The 20033-nt window shown below is 69.4% G+C and carries 14 protein-coding genes and 3 pseudogenes; 5 read left to right on the plus strand and 12 right to left on the minus strand.

The window, feature by feature from the left end; translation table 11 throughout:
• Positions 1-64: 64 nt before the first annotated feature.
• From GA0070624_RS26570 to GA0070624_RS26580, 3 genes are read right to left on the minus strand one after another with little or no spacing between them, the layout of a single operon-like run.
• The gene (locus GA0070624_RS26570) at positions 65-751 is read right to left on the minus strand and encodes a response regulator (RefSeq protein ID WP_091345646.1); all 687 of its coding nucleotides are present in this window, start codon (positions 749-751) and stop codon (positions 65-67) included.
• Positions 748-2124 carry a sensor histidine kinase gene (locus GA0070624_RS26575; RefSeq protein WP_091345647.1) on the minus strand — a complete coding sequence of 459 codons (1377 nt, stop codon included), beginning with the start codon at positions 2122-2124 and terminating at the stop codon, positions 748-750. Before GA0070624_RS26575 ends, GA0070624_RS26570 begins: the two co-directional genes overlap by 4 nt.
• 10 nt (positions 2125-2134) lie before the next feature.
• Complete coding sequence (locus tag GA0070624_RS26580) at positions 2135-4102, minus strand: APC family permease (RefSeq protein WP_245719004.1); 1968 nt, start codon at positions 4100-4102, stop codon at positions 2135-2137.
• Positions 4103-4455: 353 nt separating this feature from the next.
• On the opposite strand from GA0070624_RS26580, the pseudogene GA0070624_RS37025 reads away from it, so the two are divergent.
• Both GA0070624_RS37025 and GA0070624_RS26600 read left to right on the plus strand, forming a co-directional pair.
• Positions 4456-5595 (plus strand): annotated as a pseudogene (locus tag GA0070624_RS37025) (IS3 family transposase).
• Between the two features lie 40 nt (positions 5596-5635).
• The gene (locus GA0070624_RS26600; RefSeq protein WP_141715176.1) at positions 5636-6673 is read left to right on the plus strand and encodes a TolB-like translocation protein; all 1038 of its coding nucleotides are present in this window, start codon (positions 5636-5638) and stop codon (positions 6671-6673) included.
• A 248-nt stretch (positions 6674-6921) separates the two neighbouring features.
• On the opposite strand, the pseudogene GA0070624_RS26605 reads toward GA0070624_RS26600, so the two are convergent.
• The 4 genes and pseudogenes from GA0070624_RS26605 to GA0070624_RS26620 form a co-directional block, all read right to left on the minus strand.
• Positions 6922-7155: pseudogene (locus GA0070624_RS26605) on the minus strand (SDR family NAD(P)-dependent oxidoreductase); the annotation flags it as partial.
• 255 nt (positions 7156-7410) lie between these two features.
• Positions 7411-8286, minus strand: coding sequence for an IS5 family transposase (locus GA0070624_RS26610; protein ID WP_218105389.1), 876 nt, complete (start codon positions 8284-8286; stop codon positions 7411-7413).
• A gap of 506 nt (positions 8287-8792) precedes the next feature.
• The gene (locus GA0070624_RS26615) at positions 8793-9227 is read right to left on the minus strand and encodes a nuclear transport factor 2 family protein (protein WP_091345652.1); all 435 of its coding nucleotides are present in this window, start codon (positions 9225-9227) and stop codon (positions 8793-8795) included.
• A 38-nt stretch (positions 9228-9265) separates the two neighbouring features.
• On the minus strand, positions 9266-10345 hold the full coding sequence (locus GA0070624_RS26620) for an epoxide hydrolase family protein (RefSeq protein WP_091345653.1): 1080 nt from the start codon (positions 10343-10345) through the stop codon (positions 9266-9268).
• A gap of 113 nt (positions 10346-10458) precedes the next feature.
• On the opposite strand from GA0070624_RS26620, the gene GA0070624_RS26625 reads away from it, so the two are divergent.
• From GA0070624_RS26625 to GA0070624_RS35435, 3 genes and pseudogenes are all read left to right on the plus strand, one after another.
• Complete coding sequence (locus GA0070624_RS26625) at positions 10459-10938, plus strand: MarR family winged helix-turn-helix transcriptional regulator (protein WP_091345654.1); 480 nt, start codon at positions 10459-10461, stop codon at positions 10936-10938.
• Positions 10939-11571: 633 nt separating this feature from the next.
• Positions 11572-11835, plus strand: coding sequence for a hypothetical protein (locus GA0070624_RS36085; RefSeq protein ID WP_245719005.1), 264 nt, complete (start codon positions 11572-11574; stop codon positions 11833-11835).
• Positions 11836-12436: 601 nt separating this feature from the next.
• Positions 12437-14086: pseudogene (locus tag GA0070624_RS35435) on the plus strand (GH39 family glycosyl hydrolase).
• Between the two features lie 206 nt (positions 14087-14292).
• Here GA0070624_RS35435 and GA0070624_RS26640 read toward each other — a convergent pair.
• From GA0070624_RS26640 to GA0070624_RS26660, 5 genes are all read right to left on the minus strand, one after another.
• Complete coding sequence (locus GA0070624_RS26640; protein WP_091345655.1) at positions 14293-15834, minus strand: glucoamylase family protein; 1542 nt, start codon at positions 15832-15834, stop codon at positions 14293-14295.
• A gap of 29 nt (positions 15835-15863) precedes the next feature.
• Positions 15864-16712, minus strand: a complete 849-nt coding sequence (locus tag GA0070624_RS26645) for a carbohydrate ABC transporter permease (protein ID WP_091345656.1) — start codon at positions 16710-16712, stop codon at positions 15864-15866.
• Between the two features lie 2 nt (positions 16713-16714).
• The gene (locus tag GA0070624_RS26650) at positions 16715-17677 is read right to left on the minus strand and encodes a carbohydrate ABC transporter permease (RefSeq protein ID WP_091345657.1); all 963 of its coding nucleotides are present in this window, start codon (positions 17675-17677) and stop codon (positions 16715-16717) included.
• A 1-nt stretch (position 17678) separates the two neighbouring features.
• Positions 17679-18797 (minus strand): sugar ABC transporter substrate-binding protein, encoded by a 1119-nt coding sequence (locus tag GA0070624_RS26655; RefSeq protein WP_245719006.1) that lies wholly within the window; start codon positions 18795-18797, stop codon positions 17679-17681.
• A 187-nt stretch (positions 18798-18984) separates the two neighbouring features.
• Positions 18985-20016: a LacI family DNA-binding transcriptional regulator gene (locus GA0070624_RS26660; protein WP_091345658.1), complete on the minus strand. Its 1032-nt coding sequence runs from the start codon at positions 20014-20016 to the stop codon at positions 18985-18987.
• Positions 20017-20033: the final 17 nt, after the last annotated feature.

Here is a 20033-nt window from a genome sequence, read left to right on the forward strand (position 1 = left end):
CGGGTCGATGACTTCACTGCTCAAGCCTGCCTCGATCTTGCCAACGTGCAATGCAACGGTGCCCCTACTGTTCAGGGGTGAAGCGATAGCCGAGGCCCGGGTCGGTGCGCAGGTAGCGGGGTCGGCTGGGGTCGGGTTCCAGCTTGCGTCGGAGGTTTGCCAGGTGCACGCGTAGGTAGTTGGTCTCGGTCTCGTATCGCGGCCCCCACACCTCGTGCAGTAGCTGCTGGTGGGTGACCAGCCGGTCGGGGTTGCGTGCAAGCACTTCCAGCAGGTGCCACTCGGTCGGGGTCAGGCGAACCTCCGCTCCGGCGGTCGTGGTGACCCGTTTCGCGGACAGGTTCACGGTGAACGCCGCCGTCGTGACGACGGGGGAGATCTGCTCACCGGCGGTGGCTCGGCGCAGTGCGGCCCGTATCCGGGCCAGCAGCTCACCCATCGCGAATGGCTTGGTCACGTAGTCGTCGGCTCCGGCGTCCAACGCGTTGATCTTTGACTGCTCGGCGTGCCGGGCCGACAGCACGATGATCGGGGCGGCCGACCAGCCACGCAGCGCCTGGACGATGCTGACCCCGTCCATGTCGGGCAGGCCGAGGTCGACGATGACCAGGTCGGGCGGTGTTCGCTCGGCGGCGGCGAGCCCGCTGGCCCCGTCGGTGGCGACGGCGACCTCGTAGCCGCGGGCCGACAGGGCGATGCGCAGCGCCCGCGCCAGTTGACGATCGTCGTCGACGACGAGGACCCGGGTCACTGAGCTGCCGCCTGCGGCAGGGTGATCGTCATCGTCAGTCCTCCGCCCGGGGTGTCGGTCGCCGTCAGGGTGCCGCCCATCGCCTCGGTGAAGCCGCGGGCGATGGCCAGACCCAAACCTAGCCCGCCCTCGGTGGATCGATCGTCAAGGCGTTGGAACGGGGCGAAGACCCGCTCGCGGTCCTCGGCCGGTATGCCGCGACCATGATCGACCACCTCCAACGACAGCCGGTCACCGGAAGCACGGCCGACCACGCGCACCGACGGCGACTCCCGGACGGCGTTGGCGACGAGGTTCGCCACGACCCGTTCCAGCAGCCCCGGATCGGCGTACGCGAGCGGCAGGTCGTCCGGCACGTCGACGTCGACCGTGACCGGCCCCTGATGGAGCAGCGCCGCGGCGACCACCTCGTCGACGGCGACCGGGCGGCTGTCGACTATCAGCGCCCCGGCCTGCAGGCGGCTCATCGCCAGCAGGTTCTCCACCAGGTCGGACATCCGGTCGGCGGACTCTTCGATGGTCTCCAGCAGCTCCGCCTGTCCGGCCGGGGCCAACTCCAGGTCCGGGTCGCGCAGGCTGGACACCCCGGCCTTGATCCCTGCCAGCGGCGTACGCAGATCATGGCCGACGGCCGCCAGCAGGGCCGCCCGCAACCGGTCGATCTCGGCCAGCTGCCGAGCCCGGGCCGCCTGGTCTGCCAGGCGCTCCGCGTCCAGGGTGCGGGCGGCGGCCGCGGCCAGCCGGGCCAGGAACCGGGGATCGGGCGCGAACAGGTCCGGCCCCTCGACGACCAGGCGCAGATTCGGCCGGGCCGGCACGGACATCGACGGCACTCCGGTCGGTTCCCGTCCGGCTACGGCGACGATGCGCTCGACACCGGCCGGGTCGGTCTCGATCAGCGCCGCGCTGTCCATGTGCAGCGCCTCGCGTACCCGAGACAGCAGAGCGGCCACGGACCCGGTGCCGACTGGCTCGGCGCTGATCCGCGCGAGCACCGCCGCTTCCACACCGGTGCGCGCCGCGGCCGCGCGCTGGCGGGCGGCCAGGTCCACCGCGACGCTGACCGTGACCGCGACCGCGACGTAGACGACGAGCGTGATCACATGATCGCGGTTCTCCACCGTGAACGTGTGGAAGGGCGGGACGTAATAGAAGTTGACGACCAGGTCGGAGGCGACCGCGGCGGCCAGCCCGGCGGTCAGCCCGCCGACCGCGGCAGCCGCCACCACGACCACCAGGTAGAGCAGGACGATGCTGGCCAGCGCGAGCTCCGTACGTACCGGCACGAGCAGAGCGGTGAGGCCGGCCAGCCCGACCGCCGCCAGCAGCACGCCGGTGAGCATCCGCTGGTACGCCCGCGACCTGTCCCGCATACCGCCCAAGTTATCGGCCGACCTGGGCTGGAGTACGGATCTCCGGCTCGCTGCGGCTGGACTCCAGCTGCCACGGCACGCTGGTCACCATGACGCCCCGCTGGTAGAGCAGTCGGGCCTTCAGCCGCAACGCCGACTGGTTGTGCAGCACGTGCTCCCACCAGCGGCCGACGACGTACTCGGGGATGTAGACGATGATCAGGTCACGCGGGTGCTCCTTGCGCAGACTGTCGATGAAGGCCAGCGCGGACCCGGTGATGTCCCGGTATGGGGAGTCCACGATGGTCAGCGGCACCCGGATGTCGTGCTCGTCCCACTCCGTCTGCAGCTGGCGCACCTCCTCTGGAGTGATCGCCACGGTCAGCGCGGTGAGCGTGTCCGGCCGGGTCGCGCGGGCGTAGGCGAGCGCCCGGATCGTCGGCCGGTGCAGGCGGGAGACCAGTACCACCGCGTGGATGCGGCTGGGCAGCACCATGCCGCCCGGTTCCGGTGCCAGCTCGGTGGCCACGCGGTCGTAGTGGCGGCGGATCGCCCGCATCATCGCGAACAGCACCGGGATCGCGATCACCACGAGGTACGCGCCGTGGGTGAACTTGGTGATGGTGACGATGACCAGGACGAGGCCGGTGAAGACGGCGCCGAACGCGTTGATCAGCCGGGAGCGGTGCATATGCCGCCGTCGTCCAGGATCGCGTTCGGTGCGCAGCAGCCTGTTCCAGTGTCGGACCATGCCGGTCTGCGACAGTGTGAACGAGGTGAACACGCCGAGGATGTAGAGCTGGATAAGGCTGGTGACCGAGCCCTTGTACGCGTAGATCAGCGCGCCGGCGACCAGCGCCAGCAGCAGGATGCCGTTGGAGAACGCCAACCGGTCGCCCCGGGTGTGCAGCTGACGGGGCAGGTAGCGGTGCTCGGCTAGGATCGAGCCGAGCAGCGGGAAGCCGTTGAAGGCCGTGTTCGCCGCCAGGATGAGGATCAGGGCGGTGACCGCCTGGATGTAGAAGAACATGGGCGAGCTGGTGCCGCCGAAGATGGCCGCCGCGAGCTGCGCGATGACGGTCCGCTGCGCCGAGGTGGCACAGTCGCCGGGGTAGCCGACGAGGTCGCAGGTGTTCTCCACGTAGTGCACCTTCGCGATGAGCGCCAAGGCGGTGATGCCGCCGAACATGGTGATCGACAGCGCGCCCATGGCGAGCATCGTGCGGGCCGCGTTTTCGCCCTTGGGCGCCTTGAACGCTGGCACGCCGTTGGAGATCGCCTCCGCGCCGGTCAGCGCAGTGCAGCCCGACGAGAAGGCACGCAGCGCCAGGAACAGCAGGGCCAGGCCGGTCAGGTTGGCGTGTCCCGGCTCGGGCGCGACGGACCAGGCGGCGCTCTCGGCCAGCGGCGTGTCCCCGAACGCGATCCGGACGAAACCGGTGACGACCAGGACCAGCACGCCGAGGACGAACAGATAGGTCGGCACAGCGAAGATCCGGCCGGACTCGCGTACGCCCCGCAGGTTCATCGCCGTGAGCAGCGCGATAAAGCCCAGGTTGATCGGCACCCGCCACGGGTTGAGGTCGGGAAACGCGGAGATGATGTTGTCCACGCCAGCGGCCACGGACACCGCCACCGTCATGATGTAGTCGACCAGCAAAGCACCCGCCACCACCAGCCCGGCTGACGGGCCGAGGTTCCGGGTCGCCACCTCATAGGAGCCGCCGCCGGACGGGTACGCCCGCACGACCTGCCGGTAGGAGAGGACCACCACCGCCAGCAGCACGATGACTGCCAACCCGATCCACGGAGCCAGGTACAGATAGGCCAGCCCACCCAGCGTCAGGACCAGCAGAATCTCCTGCGTGGCGTATGCGACCGAGGAAAGCGGGTCACTAGCGAAGACGGGCAACGCGATCCGCTTGGACAGCAACTGCTCGCCGAGCCGGTCGGTGCGCAGCGGCGTGCCGACCAGCAAGCGCTTCAAGAGTTCGAACACGGCTCCAACATCGGGCCGCCGCCCGCCAAGATCCGCGAATCTTGACATCTTCTTAACACCGCAGCGGGTCATCTTTACGCGATCTTGGCGGCTCTGTTCGTCACCCGCCGAAACCGGCGAATTGACGCCCGTAGCGCCGGACGTGGCTTGGTGGTACTGCGGCCTCGCCCCTGGAAACTGAGTCGGCCTGTTCGGCGTGGCCCGGCTGCTCCCGCGAACTACCGGCTGCGCTGCGTACCACCGCGCAGCTCGCCTGTATAGCGCCGCATCGATGGAATTGGCGACACAATCATGAGAATCTCACCGCCAAGCCGCAAACGGACCGATCCGGGCCCCACCGGACAGGCCGGGACGTGAGGGATGCTCGGTTGGACGAGGGGCGGCCGATCAACCAGGTGGCGCGTGAGCTCGGGATGAGTCACGAGACGCTGCGGAACTGGGTCCGTGCTACCGAACGCCAGGGCGAGCCGGCCGACGGCGCGTCGCGTGACGGGTTGTCAGTGGCGGACAAGGACGCCGAGATCGCTCGGCTGCGTCGCGAGGTGGCTGAGCTGCGGCAGGAGAAGGAGATCCTGCGGAAGGCAGCCGCCTATTTCGCGAAGGAGATGGATCGGTGACCAGCCCACCGCGCGACCTGAAGCGTCAAGCGGCTGTGCCGGATCCTGGCCGTTTCCCGCTCCGGGTTTTACCGCTGGGTCGCCAGCGAGCCGGCCCGTCAGGCTCGCGCCGCCGCCGAGGATGTCCTCGCCAAGCAGATCAAGGTCATCCATGCCGACTCCGGTGGCGCCTACGGGTCGCCGCGGGTGACCTCGAGCTGTGGGCTCACGGGGTGCGGGTCAATCGCAAGCGGGTGGAGCGGATCATGCGGCAGCGGGATGTCGTGGGCCGGCACCTGCGCCGCCGCAAACGCACCACCGTCGCCGATGCGGCCGCCCCGCCGGTGCCGGACCTGATCGGCCGGGACTTCACCGCCAGCGCGCCCGACCAGCGGTGGTGCGGCGACATAACCTACCTGCACGTCGGTGGCGGCTGGTTGTATCTGGCCACGGTCATCGACATCGCCACCCGCCGGCTGATCGGCTGGTCGATCAACACCCACATGCGCAGCAGCCTGGTCATCGACGCTCTCGACGCCGCGGTCGCTGCCCGCGGCGGCCGGGTCGAAGGGGTGATCTTTCACTCGGACAGGGGCGCCCAATACAGCAGCGGCCGCTTCGCCGACGCCTGCCGCCGCCACGGTGTCCGCCGCTCGATGGGCCGGATCGGATCGTCGTATGACAACGCCCTGGCCGAGGCGTTCTTTGCCACCCCTCAAACGAGAGTTGGACGTCGACCACCGCCGCTGGACCACCGAGGCCGACGCCCGCCGCGACCTGTTCCGGTGGATCGCCTTCTACAACCACCGCCGCCGCCACTCCGTGCTGGGCTACCTCAGCCCCGCCGACTACGAACAGGCCCTCACAGCGACTACGCTGCACCACATCGCGGCATAACCCGGTGTCCACATCCCGGGGGAACCTCAGGTAAGTGGCTGTGGAACGAAATCTTCTGAACAGGGTGGTCGCGGCGGCGACATTGGCCGCGCTGCTGGCGCTGTCAGGGTGCACGCTGCCTTGGCGGGCGAACGGGTCGGGCACGACCCGGCCGCCCGGCACCCGACTCGACCTGCCCCGGGGCGACCTGGCGGCGGTGGCGTGGCTGCCGGACGGGTACCTCTACACCCTCCGGCAGCCGCCGGACGTCGGCACCCCCACCGAAATCTGGCGGGCACGGCCCGGGCAGAAAGCCTCCCGGCTGACCCTGCCCGGCATGGAGGGCTGCACCCGGGTCGACTACCTGCTGCCCCACGCCCTACCCGACGGGCGGCTCGGCCTGGCCCGTTTCTGCCAGGCCGAGCAGTCCCGCATCGACCTGGTCGCCGCCGACCCCACTAGCGGGCGGCTGGAGGTCCTGGCGCCGCTGGGCGACGTCAACCCGACCGGGGTCACCTGGCACCGCGACCTCACCACCGGGTTCGTCACGCACGGCTCCGGCATCTGCGACGGGTTCGCGCCGCTGACCCGGCAGGGCCCCGGCAGCTTCGGCGCACCGGTCACCCTCGACGGGCACACCTGGGCCCTCGATGAGGATTTCCGACGCTCCGGGGCGGACGACTGCCGGGCCGACGGGCGGGCCTTCGCCGCCACCCTCACCCCGGACGGGCAGCGGCTGCTGTTCCTGGCCGTACCGCAGGCCCAAGGGCACAGCGGGCAACGCCGCATCGACTTCCCGACCAGCGTCTGGGTCCGCGACCTGCCCGACGGCAAGCCACACGTTCTGGCCCGCGGATTCACCACGACCACAGGCATGGCCATCGACCCGGACGGGCGGCACCTGGCCATCGCCGGACGCCGCGGCGACCAGCACGGGGTCTGGCTGGTCGACACCGGTACCGGCGCGACGCGCACAATCACCGGCGCCTCGTTGTACGGGGCGGTGTTCTCACCCGACGGCCGGCAATTGGCCGCCCTGTACCGGCCCGGCAAGTACGAGGACTTCGACGCACAACTGTGGGTCTTCGACGCGCCCTGACCACCGCCCGCCCTGACAGCACCTGCCTGCGATGGCACCGGCCTGAGCTTGCCGTCCACCGACAAGCTCAGGCCGGGGCGTTGTACCGCCGGGACAGCGAGGGAACCGGCACGTTCAACGGTCGAACCACACGACGAGCCGGCAGTTCTCGCTGCCGTGCAGCCGGGCGAGCACCGCCATGTCCTCCACACGGGTCTCCGCTCGCCATGCTGGGTCTGCTGCACCGCAGCCGATAGCCGGGCCGCGGGCTACTTGACGGGGGTCTTGAAGTAGTCGGCCGGCCGGCCGGCCGGCCGGCCGTGCTCGTCAATCCAGCCGCCGGCGCGCGTCTCGTCCCGGCTGAGGTGACGCTGCAGCGGGGTGAGGATGGCGCCGGGATGCACCGAGCTCACGCGGATGCCGTGCGGTTGGCCGAGCACGTCGAGATGGGCGGCGAACAGGGCGTTGGCGGCCTTCGACTGCCCGTAGGCGGCCCAGTGGTCGTACGGCTGCCGGACGAAGAAGGGGTGGTCCTAGCGGATCGGGGCGGCCATCTCGTCGCCGGTATCGGTGTGGACGAGGTATCCCCCGTCGCGGCGAGGGTGCACGGCCATGACGCGGGTGCGGGTGCGGATGTCGACGTCCGAGGTCTGGCAACTTTCGTATGGCTGGCATCCAGAACGGACGCAAGAAGGAGCGGCTCACTTTTGACTCGATTGAGTCGCACGCATCCCCTAAGAGCCTGGTAGATAAGGGTTTCAGGTGTTTTGGTGGCGGGCGAGGCGGCGGGTCATGACGATGATCATGGCCCATTGGACCATCGCGGCGTGGTGGTCGGGTAGCCGTTCGTAGTCGCGGACGGTGCGTCGGCACCGGTTGATCCAGGAGAATGTGCGCTCGACCGCCCATCTGCGGTGCAGCACGACGAAGGTGGTCTGCCCGGCGAGCTTGGCCACGATGCGCACGGTCAGGGCGAGGTGAGTGGCGGCCCAGTCGACGAGTTTGCCGGCGTAGCCGCTGTCGGCCCAGGTCAGGCCGATGGTGGGGAAGCATGTGCGTAGTGCCCACAGCAGCGGTTTGGCGGCGTCGCGGTCCTGCACGTTCGCGCCGGTGACCAGGACGACGAGGAGCAGTCCGCAGGTGTCGACGGCGATGTGGCGTTTCCGGCCGTTCATCTTCTTGCCGGCGTCGTAGCCGCGGCTGGGCCGGCCGACGGTCTCCGCGCCCCGTACCGACTGGGAGTCGACCAGCGCGGCCGACGGCTGTCGGTGACGCCCCTCGACGTGCTCGCGGACCTGTTCACGCAGGCTGTTGTGCATGCGGTTCAACGTGCCGTCGCGGGTCCAGGTCTTGAAGTAGTGGTAGACGAGCTTGTGGTGCGGGAAGTCGGCAGGCAGCGCGTCCCATTGGCAGCCTGTCCGGTCGAGGTAGCGGATCGCGTCCACGACGTCGCGGCGGGGGTACGTGATTGGCCGGCCGCGCCCGGTCCCGGCCGGCACGTGCGGAGCCAGGACCTGCCATTCGGCATCCGAGGTGTCGGACGGATAGTGCCGTGGCCGGGCGGTGGGCAGGTGATCGTCAACGATAGCCGGGGTGGCGGATGCGGCGACGCCGGCGACAAGGTATACAGACAGGGTTGGGCCTTCGGTCGTGCTGGTTTAGTCGCCTTTGCTCGTACCGAAGGCCCTTCCCCATGTCACGCCGCCACGCCGGCGCCGTCACGATTGTCGATCTTCGCCAGGACCGGCGACCGCCCGAACCCCTTATTTACCAGGCTCTTACATTCAGGCGCTCGGTAACCGCGAGGATGCAGCTGAAGGCACTCCCAAGCGAGTCGGTATAACAATTGGCCCGGCTCGCCGGGCGCCCCATCACCGACGAGGCGCTCCGTGACCGCCTGGCGCGGATCGACATTCACGTCACGCAAGCGCGAACCGCGGCACTGTTCCAGCTCGCCACCGAATTTGTCGGGGTTATGCGGCGAGCGCGAGCGGGCTCGACGCCGGAGCGCTGCCGACGGGCCTCCAAGGGCCTCTGTCGGCGCCAAGGGCACGAGGGTGCGGCTGGACTCGGCGAAGGCGAACGGCCCGTTGGCCACGAACTCCCGGGATGCCCGGGAGTCCACGGCCAGCAGTGTCTTCTAGAGGGCCCGGCCGATGGCTTCGGTCAGTGCGACCGGGGTGACTACGAGGCGGTCGAAGCGCCAGCCGTCCTCGGTGCGGCGCGCCCCGTAGCGGTGGAACCCGGCCGCGAGGGCCTCGGTCTTGTCGTCGATGACGAATACGGCGATGTCGTGGGCCCGCACCGTGGCGGTCTCGCCGTCGACCTCGATGATCAGGTTGGACTTGCTATGCAGGGTGCGGACGTACGTGTCGTGGCCAGAGCGCACGAGTTCGATGAGCGCCGCGATGCCGCGGACCTCCCCGCGCGGGGACTTGACGACGACATCCTCGGTGAAGAGCCGGTCGGTCTCGCCGTAGCGACCTTCGTCGATCCACAAGCTGTGGCGGGCGACCAGGTCGGCAAGTTCGGCGCGGTCGGCGAGTGCGCGGATCAGGGTTTCGGTGCTGGTCATGATGGCCTCTCAAGTAGTTCGACTAGCTAATGTTCGTGTCACTTGATGTGGGTGAGGAAGAAGTCCCGGATGTCCTCGGCGAGCAGGTCCGGCACCTCCATCGCGGCGAAGTGGCCGCCGCGCTCGAACTCCGACCAGTGCCTGATGTCGTACAGCCGCTCGGCCAGCGGTCGCACCGACAGCGTGATGTCGTGCGCGAACACCGCCACGCCCAGCGGCACCCGGCACGGCTGCTGGCTCCCCCGCGGGGTGTCGTGGTGGAACCGGCCCGAGGAGGCCGCGGTCGCGGTCAGCCAGTACAGCGAGATGTCGGTGAGCATCCGATCGTCGCTGACCGGCGTGGCGGGGTCGGTCCACTGTGCGAATCGCTCGGCGATCCAGACCAGCTGGCCGACCGGCGAGTCGGTCAGCGCGTAGCCGATGGTCTGCGGGGTGAGCGCCTGCAGAGCCTGGTACGGCGGGCGGTTCGCCATCAGCTGCCTGACCTTGTCCAGTCGGGCCTCATCCGCTTCGGACACCTCGACGTCGGGGTCCGGCCGGGTCGGCAGGTAGTTGACGTGCACCCCGACGACGTGCTCGGGCGCGACCGCGCCGAGCCCGATGGAGATGCCCGCGCCGAAGTCGCCGCCCTGCGCGCCGTAGCGCTCGTACCCCAGGCGGCGCATCAGCTCGGCCCAGGCCCGGGCGACCCGGACGGCGTCCCAGCCGCGCTCGTGGGTCGGCCCGGAGAACCCGAAGCCGGGGATGGACGGAATCACGAGGTGGAAGTCGCGCGACAGCGGCTCGATCACATCGAGGAATTCCAGGAACGAACCGGGCCAGCCGTGGGTGAGGATCAGCGCGAGCGCGTCCGGTTTAAGAGACCGGACGTGAACGAAATGGACGTTCTGGCCGTCGATCTCGGTGGTGAAGTGCGGAAGCTCGTTGAGCTTGGCCTCGTGCTCGCGCCAGTCGTAGCCGGTGCGCCAGTATTCGGCCAGTTCCTTGAGCCGCGCCAGCGGGAAGCCGTAGTCCCACCCGGCGTCGGCGACCTCGTTGGGCCAACGGGTGCGGGCGAGCCGGTCGGTCAGGTCGTCGAGGTCGGCCTGAGGGATGTCGATGCGGAACGGCTTGATCATGGTTTCAACTCCAGGGCAATTCATTCACCGTCCGAACGTTCAGGCGAATAACGTTCGGTGCACGAACGATATCACGATCATTGGTGCCCCGAACGGTTCGTTAGACTTGTCACATGGAGAACCCATCCGAGGAGACGCCCGCCAAGTGGGAGAGCCTGCCCAGCTGGCTGCTCACCCAGACCGCCAACCACGCGCACCGCCTGGTGGCCGACGGGTTCTCGTCCGTCGGCGCCCGCGGCTACCACTACCGCCTGCTGGCGACGCTGGAGCAGTTCGGCCCGGCCAGCCAGGCCGCGCTGGGCCGCCGTAGCGGCATCCACCTCAGCGACATGGTCGCGACGATCAACGAGCTCGCCGACCGCGAACTGGTCGAGCGCGCCCCGGACCCCGCCGATCGGCGGCGCAACATCATCACGCTGACCGCCGCGGGCAAGCGGCAACTGCGGCGACTGGAGAAGCGGCTGGCCGAAACCCAGGACGAACTGCTGGCTCCGCTGTCACCCGAGGAGCGACAGCGGTTGACCGAGCTGCTGTCCAGGCTGCTGAACCACCACAACCGGCGAACCGGCACCCCCGACGAGCCGCGGCGCTGACAGGGAACGCACCCAAGAATTCGTCGAAGCCCCGCGGTCCGCGAAGCCGTTGTCAGAGTTCTGGACACCCCGGTCCGCTCCACCGGGCCTACGCCGGCCGCTGGCCGCCGCGCCCTCGACGAGGGAAGGACAGGGTCGTAAGGGAGCGCAGGCAGCGGCTCTCGCAGGTAGGGCCGTTCAGCTTAGGCCTGAGCCTTACAACACGCTAAGAAGCGGTCCGAGCGGCGGAAAGGGCCTCTGGTCCTTGGTCAGGTCGCGCCAGAAGTCAGCCGCCCGTGCCTTCATCGTCCATTGGTAGTCAGGGGCGCGGTGCTCGTGGGAGCCGTTCCCCCATCCCTCTTTCAATCCGTACCTGGGTTTCCCGCATACGCACCTCCACGAGCACGCCGCCTCGGCACACCTCTTCGTCGAGCATCGCCGGACGCCACGAAGGCCAGCATTCGGACAGTTGTGATATCCCACATCGCCAGCAGACATCACCCGGGCGATCCGGGCGGCCGTCCCGCCAGGCGTGGTGCTCGACGGTGAGCTGATCGTCTGGGAGCGCGGCCGGACCAATTTCATACAGCTTCAACGCCGGTCACCGCTGGCCGCGACCTGCTGCGGCTGGCGCGCAAGTGTCCCGCCCACTACGTGCTGTTCGACCTGCTCGCGGACGCCGGCGGTCGGGTGATCCTGGACCTGCCGCCGGCGCAGCGGCGTGCCCGGCTGGAGCAGTTGCTCGGCGACGCGCCGGCGCAGCTCACGCTGACGCCGCAGACTGCGGACATGCGGCAGATGGGGACTGGCTGGTGCACTGGACCGTCGCGGCGGGCATCGAGGGCGTGGTCACAAAACCTGACCGGACGTACGAGCCAGGCCGGCGCGGCTGGTCAAATCGGGATCGCGATTGGCTAACGGGCGATGTTGTCGGTTCGGCGGGCACTGCCCGCGGGGAGGTTGGGGCGTGACCGGCTTCGCCGTTGACGGTCCGCGCCGCACCCATGCGCGGTGAGAGGTGGCCGGACTTCGCCGGTGAAATGGTCGCTGCCACCCTCGTCCAGTTCCCAGACCGCTATCGACTGCACTGACGAGCGCCGGGACGAGAACGTCCTCGCATCGCACACGCCCGTGAAGACATCCCGAGGTCCGCGGAGGTTCGCCGTCTCAAGACCCAGACGCGTCGAGGGCGCTCCACTGTCAGCTACGGGGTGCGCAGCGCGAGTCAGCCGCGGCCGGTAGCCGGATCGCACGACCGACGGTAACCGGTTACATTCGTCGAACCGGTTCAATCAAGACCGCCAGGAGGTACCCGGTGACGAACGCCAGCGAACCCGAGCCGTCCGACGCCCGGACCGATTGGGAAGCCCGCATCGCCCGCCGCAGCGACGAAGGCGGCACGGCCGCGCTACCCGACCTGCCACCGCCGGCCTGCCTCACCGCCACCCCCGGCCGCGGACACGTCCGCCTCTCCTGGCAGCCCGTCGACGGCGCGGTCGGCTACCTGGTGCATCGTGCAATGCTGGATGGCGATCGGGTGTCCGGGCCGTTCACCCCGCTGGACCACCTCGGCGGCGACGTGCTCTCCGTTCCGGACACCTGGTACGTCGACACCACCGGTCTCCCGGGCGAGCAGTACGCGTACGCGGTGGCTGCCGTACCCGAGGTGACCGTGACCGGCGCGCTGAGCGACCCGGTCACGGCGGCCGCCCTGCCGGGCGTCGGGGAACCGACCACCGTCACGCTGCGCCTCGACGTCGACGCCGCGGGCACCACCCTGCACCGTCCCTGGCAGCCGATGATCGGCAGCGAGCGGCTGTCCCAACTGCTCTGCCGGGACCGCTCAGGCGGCCGGGAGATCGGCATCGAACTGCTGGCCGCGCTCCGCCGGGTACGCGAGGAGATCGGCGTGACCACCGTGCGGGCGCACTCGATCCTGCACGACGACCTCGGTGTCTACCGCGAAGTCGACGGCGAGCCGGTGTACGACTTCAGCCGCGTGGACCAGATCTACGATCTGCTCCTCGGCATCGGAATGACGCCGGTGGTGGAGATCGGGTTCATGCCCCGCGACCTGGCCAGCAACCCGGACCTCACCGTCTTCACCTATCGCGGCATCATTTCCCCGCCGCGCGACTGGGACCGGTGGTCCGGGCTGGTTCGGGCGCTGGTAGCCCACCTGCTGGACCGGTACGGGGAGCAGGTGCTCGGTTGAGACTTCGAGGTGTGGAACGAGGCCAACCTGGAGGTCTTCTGGAGCGGCAGCCGCGAGGAATGGATGCGGCTGTACGACGTGACCGCCCGCGCGGTCAAGGACGTCGACCCGCGGATTCCGGTGGGTGGGCCCTCGTCGGCGGCCGCTGGCTGGGTGGACGCGCTGCTGGAGCATGCCATGCGGTCCGGGGCACCGGTGGACTTCGTCTCCACCCACACATACGGCAGCCCGCCGCTGGACCTGCGGCCCACTCTGGCCCGCCTCGGCTTTTCCGACGCGCGGATCCTGTGGACCGAATGGGGCGTCACCCCCACCCACTTCCACCCGGTCAACGACGGCACCTCGGCCGCCACGTTCCTGCTCACCGGCATGCGGTCGGCCGCCGGTAGGGTCGAGGCGCTGTCCTACTGGGTGGCCAGCGACCACTTCGAGGAACTCGGCCGGCCGCCGAGGCTGCTGCACGGCGGGTTCGGCCTGCTCACCGTCGGCGGTATCGCCAAGCCGCGCTACCACGCGCTGCGGATGCTCGCCCAGCTCGGCGAGACCGAACTGCCGGTACGGGCCGCCGGCGACGGCGCCGACGGCCTGGTGCAGACCTGGGCCAGCCGGCGCGGTGACGGCAGCCTGGCGATCCTGGTCTGGGTGTCCACCCTTGACCAGGACAAGCGGAACGGAGACCCGGCGCTGGCCCGGCGGATCCGGCTGGTCGTCGACGGCGCGGCAGGCCGGCCGGCCCTGGTTTCCCGGCTCGACCGGGAGCACGGTGACATCACCACCCTCGCCGAGCGGCTGGGGGTCGCTGAGTGGCCGACCGACGAGCAGTGGGCCGCGCTGCGCGCCGCCGACCAGCTCACGGTGGAGAAGGTGCAGCCTTCCGCCGATGGCGGAGCGGCGGTGATAGAACTGGAGCTGCCGCAGCCCGGCGCGGTGCTGGTCGAGGTGCCCCGGGCGTGAACCGTGCCGGCCCCGGCTGGCGCCGTCCGCCAGGTGTCGGCCAGTCATGTCCGCGGGGCGTCCGGCCTCGGCCCTGCTCCCGCCGCGCCGGCCACTGGCATGATCGTGCTCGATCAGGGAAGTAGGGCCCTGCGGCGCCTGAGGGCCCTACTTCCCTTCTCCGGTGCGTTCGACGGGCTGGGGACCGGTTGCCTTCTACGGTGCCGTCAGCCAGCCACGACAAGCTGTGGAAGGTTCTGGTTGGCCGGCACGTTGAACGTCTCCTGTGCGATCAGTGGACGGATCCGGCGTTCGAACTCCGGCGAAACGAACGCGCGGCGGACGAGGTCGTTGGCGAGCTCATTGCCGAGCGCACCCATGATCATGGCCTGGTCGAGCGAGAGGTAGCGCTTGGCCACGGTGCCGCTGCCGACCGCGATCGCGTCGTAGAAGCCGCCGGGGCCGTACGAGTCGAAGTCGGCCTTGAGCCGGGCGAGGTTGTCGACGACCGCTCCCTTGGCGTACGGGAGAGCGAGGAACGCCGCGTGCGGGGTCACCACGCCGTCGCCGTAGTCGGGGTCCGGACCTGCTGGGCGGCAGTCGCCGAACCCCGCGTCATACTTCGAGCGCTCCATGTCGGACGGGTAGCCGTCGGTGTCCATGCCCATCGCGTCGACACCCCAAGCCATGTAACCGCCGGCCGGGTCACTCGCCGGGGAGAAGCCCCAGTAACCGTACCCGGCGTCATTCATCCCGTGCTCGATCTGGCCGGCGACCGTCGCGGGATGGTTGCGGCCCCAGCTGTTGGGCGCCCACCGCGCCTCGGGTACGAACAGGTCGGGCATCAGCGCCTCGAACATGTCGCCACCCCAGCTGGGTACGAACTGGATGCCGCGGTACCGGTACGCGCCCTCGTACACCGAAACGCCCTCGTAGGTGGTGTCGAAGCCGACCGGCTGCATCTCGTGCCAGCTCCAGTCGCAGGTGGCCGGCAGGGTGCGCATCGTGTTGTAGTAGGCCTTCGGCGGGATCTGGCCCATCGCGATGCCGAGGTACGTCGCGATGCGCGGCTCGGTGACGGTGATGTCGTAGTGGTTGCAGGTGAACCAGACGCCGTCGCGCTGCCGCGAGCACCCCGGGGGTGGCGCGTCCCAGAAGCCGCCGGCGATCAGGCCGCTGGCCCCGAACGGGGTCGACGCCGCCGGGTTGTAGTAGAAGCCGAAGTTCATCTTTCGCAGGATCGCGTCGGCCTTGCCGCGCAGCTCCGGCACGGCACCCTTGACCACATTGAGCGCGGCCGCGAGCCAGCCGTTGTCCACGCTGGACAGGAAGGGATACACCGTGTTGCCGTTGTCGGGCCAGACCGTGACGACCGAGCCGTCCTGCGGGTCGTACCAGTTGTAGTACATGCCCGACGCGGTGTGGTGCTTGAGCCGGGCGAGCGTGTCGAGGGTCCTGGCGATCCGTTGGCGGGCTTCCGCAGGCGAGATGATGCCGAGCTCGCGGGCGACCACCGCGGACCACATGTAGCCGCCGATGTTGGTGGGGGACGTGTAGGTGGCGCGGCCGCCGGCGGCGAGGTCGCCGGTGATGTTGTCGGCGACCAGGCCGGTGCCGGGGTCGGTCATGGCGGCCATCGACCGCCACGTGTCCGTGGCATAGCGGAGCAGGGCCCGGTCTGGGCCGCGCTCGTCGGGTGCCGCGACGGCGGCCGAGCCGCCGGCCAGCACGAGCGCCAGCGCGAGGAGCGGTGCGAGAAGGCGTCGCATGGGTCTCCTTGTCTGGTTGCGGGGATGGATCACTTGATTCCAGTGGTCGCGATGCCGCGCAGGAAGTGCCGCTGGAGGACCAGGAACACGATGAGCACCGGGAGCACGACGACGACCGCTCCCGAGAGGAGCAAACCGTAGTCGGTGCGGTTCTGGCCGACGCTGTAGAGCGCGAGGGCGACCGGCAACGTGTACTTGTCCTCCGTGGTGGCGACCACGAGCGGCCAGAGGAAGTTGTTCCAGGACGCGAGGAACGTGAGGATACCGAGGGTGGCCAGTGCCGGCCGGCACAGCGGAACCACCACCCGCCAGAAGATTCGGAACTCGCCGGCACCGTCGACCCGGGCCGCCTCGATGAGGTCGTCGGGGATCGACTGGAGAAACTGCCGCATGAGGAACACGCCGAACGGTCCGACGAGGAACGGCAGGATCAGGCCGGCGTACGTGTTGGTCAGGCCCATGTTGCTGACCAGCACGAACTGCGGGACGAAGGTCACCATGCCGGGAACCATGAGCATGCCGAGCACGGCTAGGAAGAGCACTCGCTTGCCGGGGTACCGCAGCTTGGCCAGCGCGTACCCGACGAGCGAGCAGAACAGCAGGTTGCCGACCGTGACCAGGGCCGCGACCAGGAATGAGTTGAAGAAGTAGAGCGGGAAGTCGAGCCGGGAGAACAGCTCGCGGAAGTTGTCGAGCGTGAACGTCTCGGGCCACCAGGTCGGCGGCGCCTCGCGGATCTCCGCCTCCGGCTTGACCGACGAGAGGGCCATCCAGACGAACGGTCCGGCCACCGCGAGCAGCCCGACGAGCAGGACGACGTAGAGCACGGTCTTGGCGACCCGATCACGGGTACGCAGGGTGCTGTCCTTCGTCGCCATCGTCAGTTCCTCTCCCCCAGCAGGCGGAACTGCACGACCGACAGCGCCACGATGGCCAGGAAGAGCACATAGCTGCCGGCGGCCGCGTAGCCGTAGTTACCGAAGCCGAACTGGTTGTAGATGTGGAACGACACCGACAGCGTCGAGGAGAGCGGGCCACCCTGCGTCATGACGAACGGCTCCTCGAAGAACTGGAGGTAGCCGATGCCGGTGACCACCCCGCCGAAGAGCAGCGTCGGCCGGAGCATCGGCAGGGTGACGTTGCGGAATTGCTGCCACCGCGTCGCGCCGTCGAGCGTCGCCGCCTCGTAGAGGTCGGCCGGCACCGCCTGGAGCCCGGCCAGGAAGATCACCATCAGGAACCCGAAGTTGCGCCACGCCGCCATGACGATCAGCGAAGGCAGCGCGAGCCTGGTGTCGAACAGCCAGTTCGGCCCGTCGATCCCGACCAGTCGCAGCAGGTTGTTGACCAGCCCGATCTCGGGGTCGAGCAGGAAGCGCCAGACCACCGCGATCGCCACGATGCTGGTCACGACCGGCAGATAGAAACCGACCCGGAACAGCGCGCGGAAGCGTACGAGCCCGGAGTTGAGCGCCGTCGCGGCGGCCAGGGCAAGCACCATCGTCAGCGGCACCCCGATGACGACGAACACGAGCGTGTTGACCGACGACCGCAGGAACAGCTGGTCGGAGAACAGGCGGGTGTAGTTGTCGATGCCGACGACGTTGACGGCCAGCGGGTTGCGCAGGTCGGTGGAGCGCAGGTCGGTGAAGCTCATGACCAGCGAGACCACCACCGGCAGCGCCATGAACACGAGGAACAACACGGTGAACGGCGCGGAGAAGGCCCAGCCGGTCAGCGCCCGCCGCAGGCGTTGACGCCGCCGGACCGACCCGGCGGGCCGGTCGGGGCTGGTCGCCCCGGCCGGTCGCGCCGGTGCCGTCGCCGCGGAGGCGCCGGCCATGTCAGCTCCCGGTCCCGATGACGCTCACCTTCTCCTGGATCGCCTTCGCCGTCGCGGCCGGTTCCGCGTTCTGCTTGCACAGCTTCTCGACCTCGAGGTCGAACGCGGCCGCGATCTGCTCCCAGGTCGTGATCGCCGGCGGTGCCTTGGCGCTCTTGAGCTGCTGGCCGAACGCGGCAAGGAATGTGTCGCCGGAGAGCGTCGAGTCGTTCCAGGCAGACTGGACGGCGGGCAGGTCCTTGACCGCCTGGTACCACTTGACCTGCACCTCGGGCTTGCTCAGCCACTGCACGAACTTCCAGGCGCCGTCACGGTTCTTGGCGTCCTTGAAGACGGCGAGATTGCTGCCGCCGATGAACGAGGTCGACGATTTCTTCATCGGCATCTGCGCGACCGCGTACTTGTCCTTGAAGCCGGCGCCGCCCTGCTCCTCGACGATGCCCATATGCCAGGGGCCGGAAATGAACGCGCCGATCTCACCCTTGACGAAACCAGGCTCGAGCGAGCCATCCGGCAGCGCGGTCGGGGACAGGCCCTCCTTGAAGAAGGACTGGTAGTAGCCGAGCGCCTCGGTCATCTCTGGGGTGTCGAAGCTCAACTTGGTTGCGCTGGCCACGTCGGCGCCGTTGGACCAGGCGAACGGCAGAACCGACTGCCAGCTGCCGGTCTTGCCGGGCTGGAGGTTGAGGCCCCACTTTGCGCCCGCCTTCTCCTTCATGCCCTTGGCCATGGCCTTGAGGTCGTCCCACGTCTTCGGGCCGTCCGGGAACCCGGCCTTGGCGGCCATGTCCTTGCGGTAGTAGATCAGCCGGGTCTCGACGTACCACGGGACGCCGTACGAGGTGTTGTCGACGATCGTGGTGTCCCAGGCGCCGGGGAAGAAGTCGTCTTTTTTGATCAGGTCCGGCGGGGTCGGGTCGAACGCGCCGGACTTGGCGAACTCGCCCTGCCAGGTGGTACCGATCATCGACACGTCCGGCGTCTGCTTCGCGGCGATGGCGCTCGCGATCTTCTGGTGCGCCGCGTCCCAGGGCACCGCCGTCACGGAGACCTTGGCGTCGGGGTTCTCGGTGGAGAACTCCTTCGCGAACTCGGCGAGCTTCTCGCCTTCGGTGCCCATCGCCCAGACGGTGATGTCCCCGCTCGCTTTGCCTGCGCCGACGGACTTCGCCTCGTCCTGGCCGCCGCCCGAGTCACGGCCACAACCGGTCAGCGCGACCGACGCGGCCAAGACGACCGCGACGGCTAACCGCCTACTTCTCATGTCGTACCTCCGGGGGTTGGTGGTTTCCATGGGTGTGAGCTAGTCACCTGCCGGTACCTCCGGTCGGGGGCGCCGGGCAGCCGCAACTGCGGCGCAGGACGAGTTCGGTGGGCAGCACGAGACTGCCCGCGGCAGTGTTGCCGGGCTGGTCGGCGGCACGCAGGATCAGCCGGGCCGCCTCGGCGGTGAGTTCGCGTACGGGTTGCCGGACGGTGGTCAGGGCGGGAGTGACGAGGGCGGCGGCCGGCATGTCGTCGAAGCCGGTGATGACCAGGTCCTGCGGCACACGCAGGCCCCGGCCGAGCGCGCCGACCAGCACGCCGAGGGCGATCTCGTCGTTGGCGCAGACCACCCCGGCGGGCCTGGGTGTGTCGCCGCACAGCAACTGGTCGGCGGCGAGCACCCCGTCGGCCTGCTGCATGCTGACCGCGACCGGCTCGGCCGGCGGATCGATGCCGAGGTCGTGGTGCGCCCCCCGGAAGGCGGCCCAGCGTTCGCTGACGTCGGGCGAGCCCGCCGGGTTGCCGACGAAGACCAGATCGCGCAGGTCGTGGTCGACGAGCAGGTGTCGGGTGAGTGCCAGCATGCTGCCGGCGTTGTCGGCGCGGACCGACGGGATGTCGCCGGGTCCCTCGCCGGCGATCACCACCACGGGGACCATCGTGGCGAGCCGGAGCAGCGCTTCGTCGGAGACGGTGCCGCCGATGACGGCAACGCCGTCCACCCGGCGGCCCATCTCCAACACCTGGTCGTCGGCGTCGGATCGCAGGTGCGTGCAGAGGATGTGCACGCTGGCCCGGGACGGCACGGCCTCGGACTCGAAGCCCTGGATCAGCTCGGTGAAGTAGGGGCCGGACAGGCCGGGGAAGACCAGGCCGAGGGCGCCGTGCCGGCCGGCGGCCAGGGCACGGCCGAGGTGGTCGGGGCGGTATCCGTGCTTCTCGATCGCCTCCAGCACCCGGCGGCGCATCTCCTCGGAGACCTGGCCGGTGCCGTTGGAGACCCGGGAGACGGTGGCCACGGAGACGCCGGCGAGCTTGGCGATCTCGCGAACCGTCATGCGGCTGTTGCCCATCGCTCCCTCGATCCGTA

Origin of the sequence: Micromonospora rhizosphaerae (genome assembly GCF_900091465.1) — a bacterium.
In the GTDB taxonomy this organism is placed as follows: domain Bacteria; phylum Actinomycetota; class Actinomycetes; order Mycobacteriales; family Micromonosporaceae; genus Micromonospora; species Micromonospora rhizosphaerae.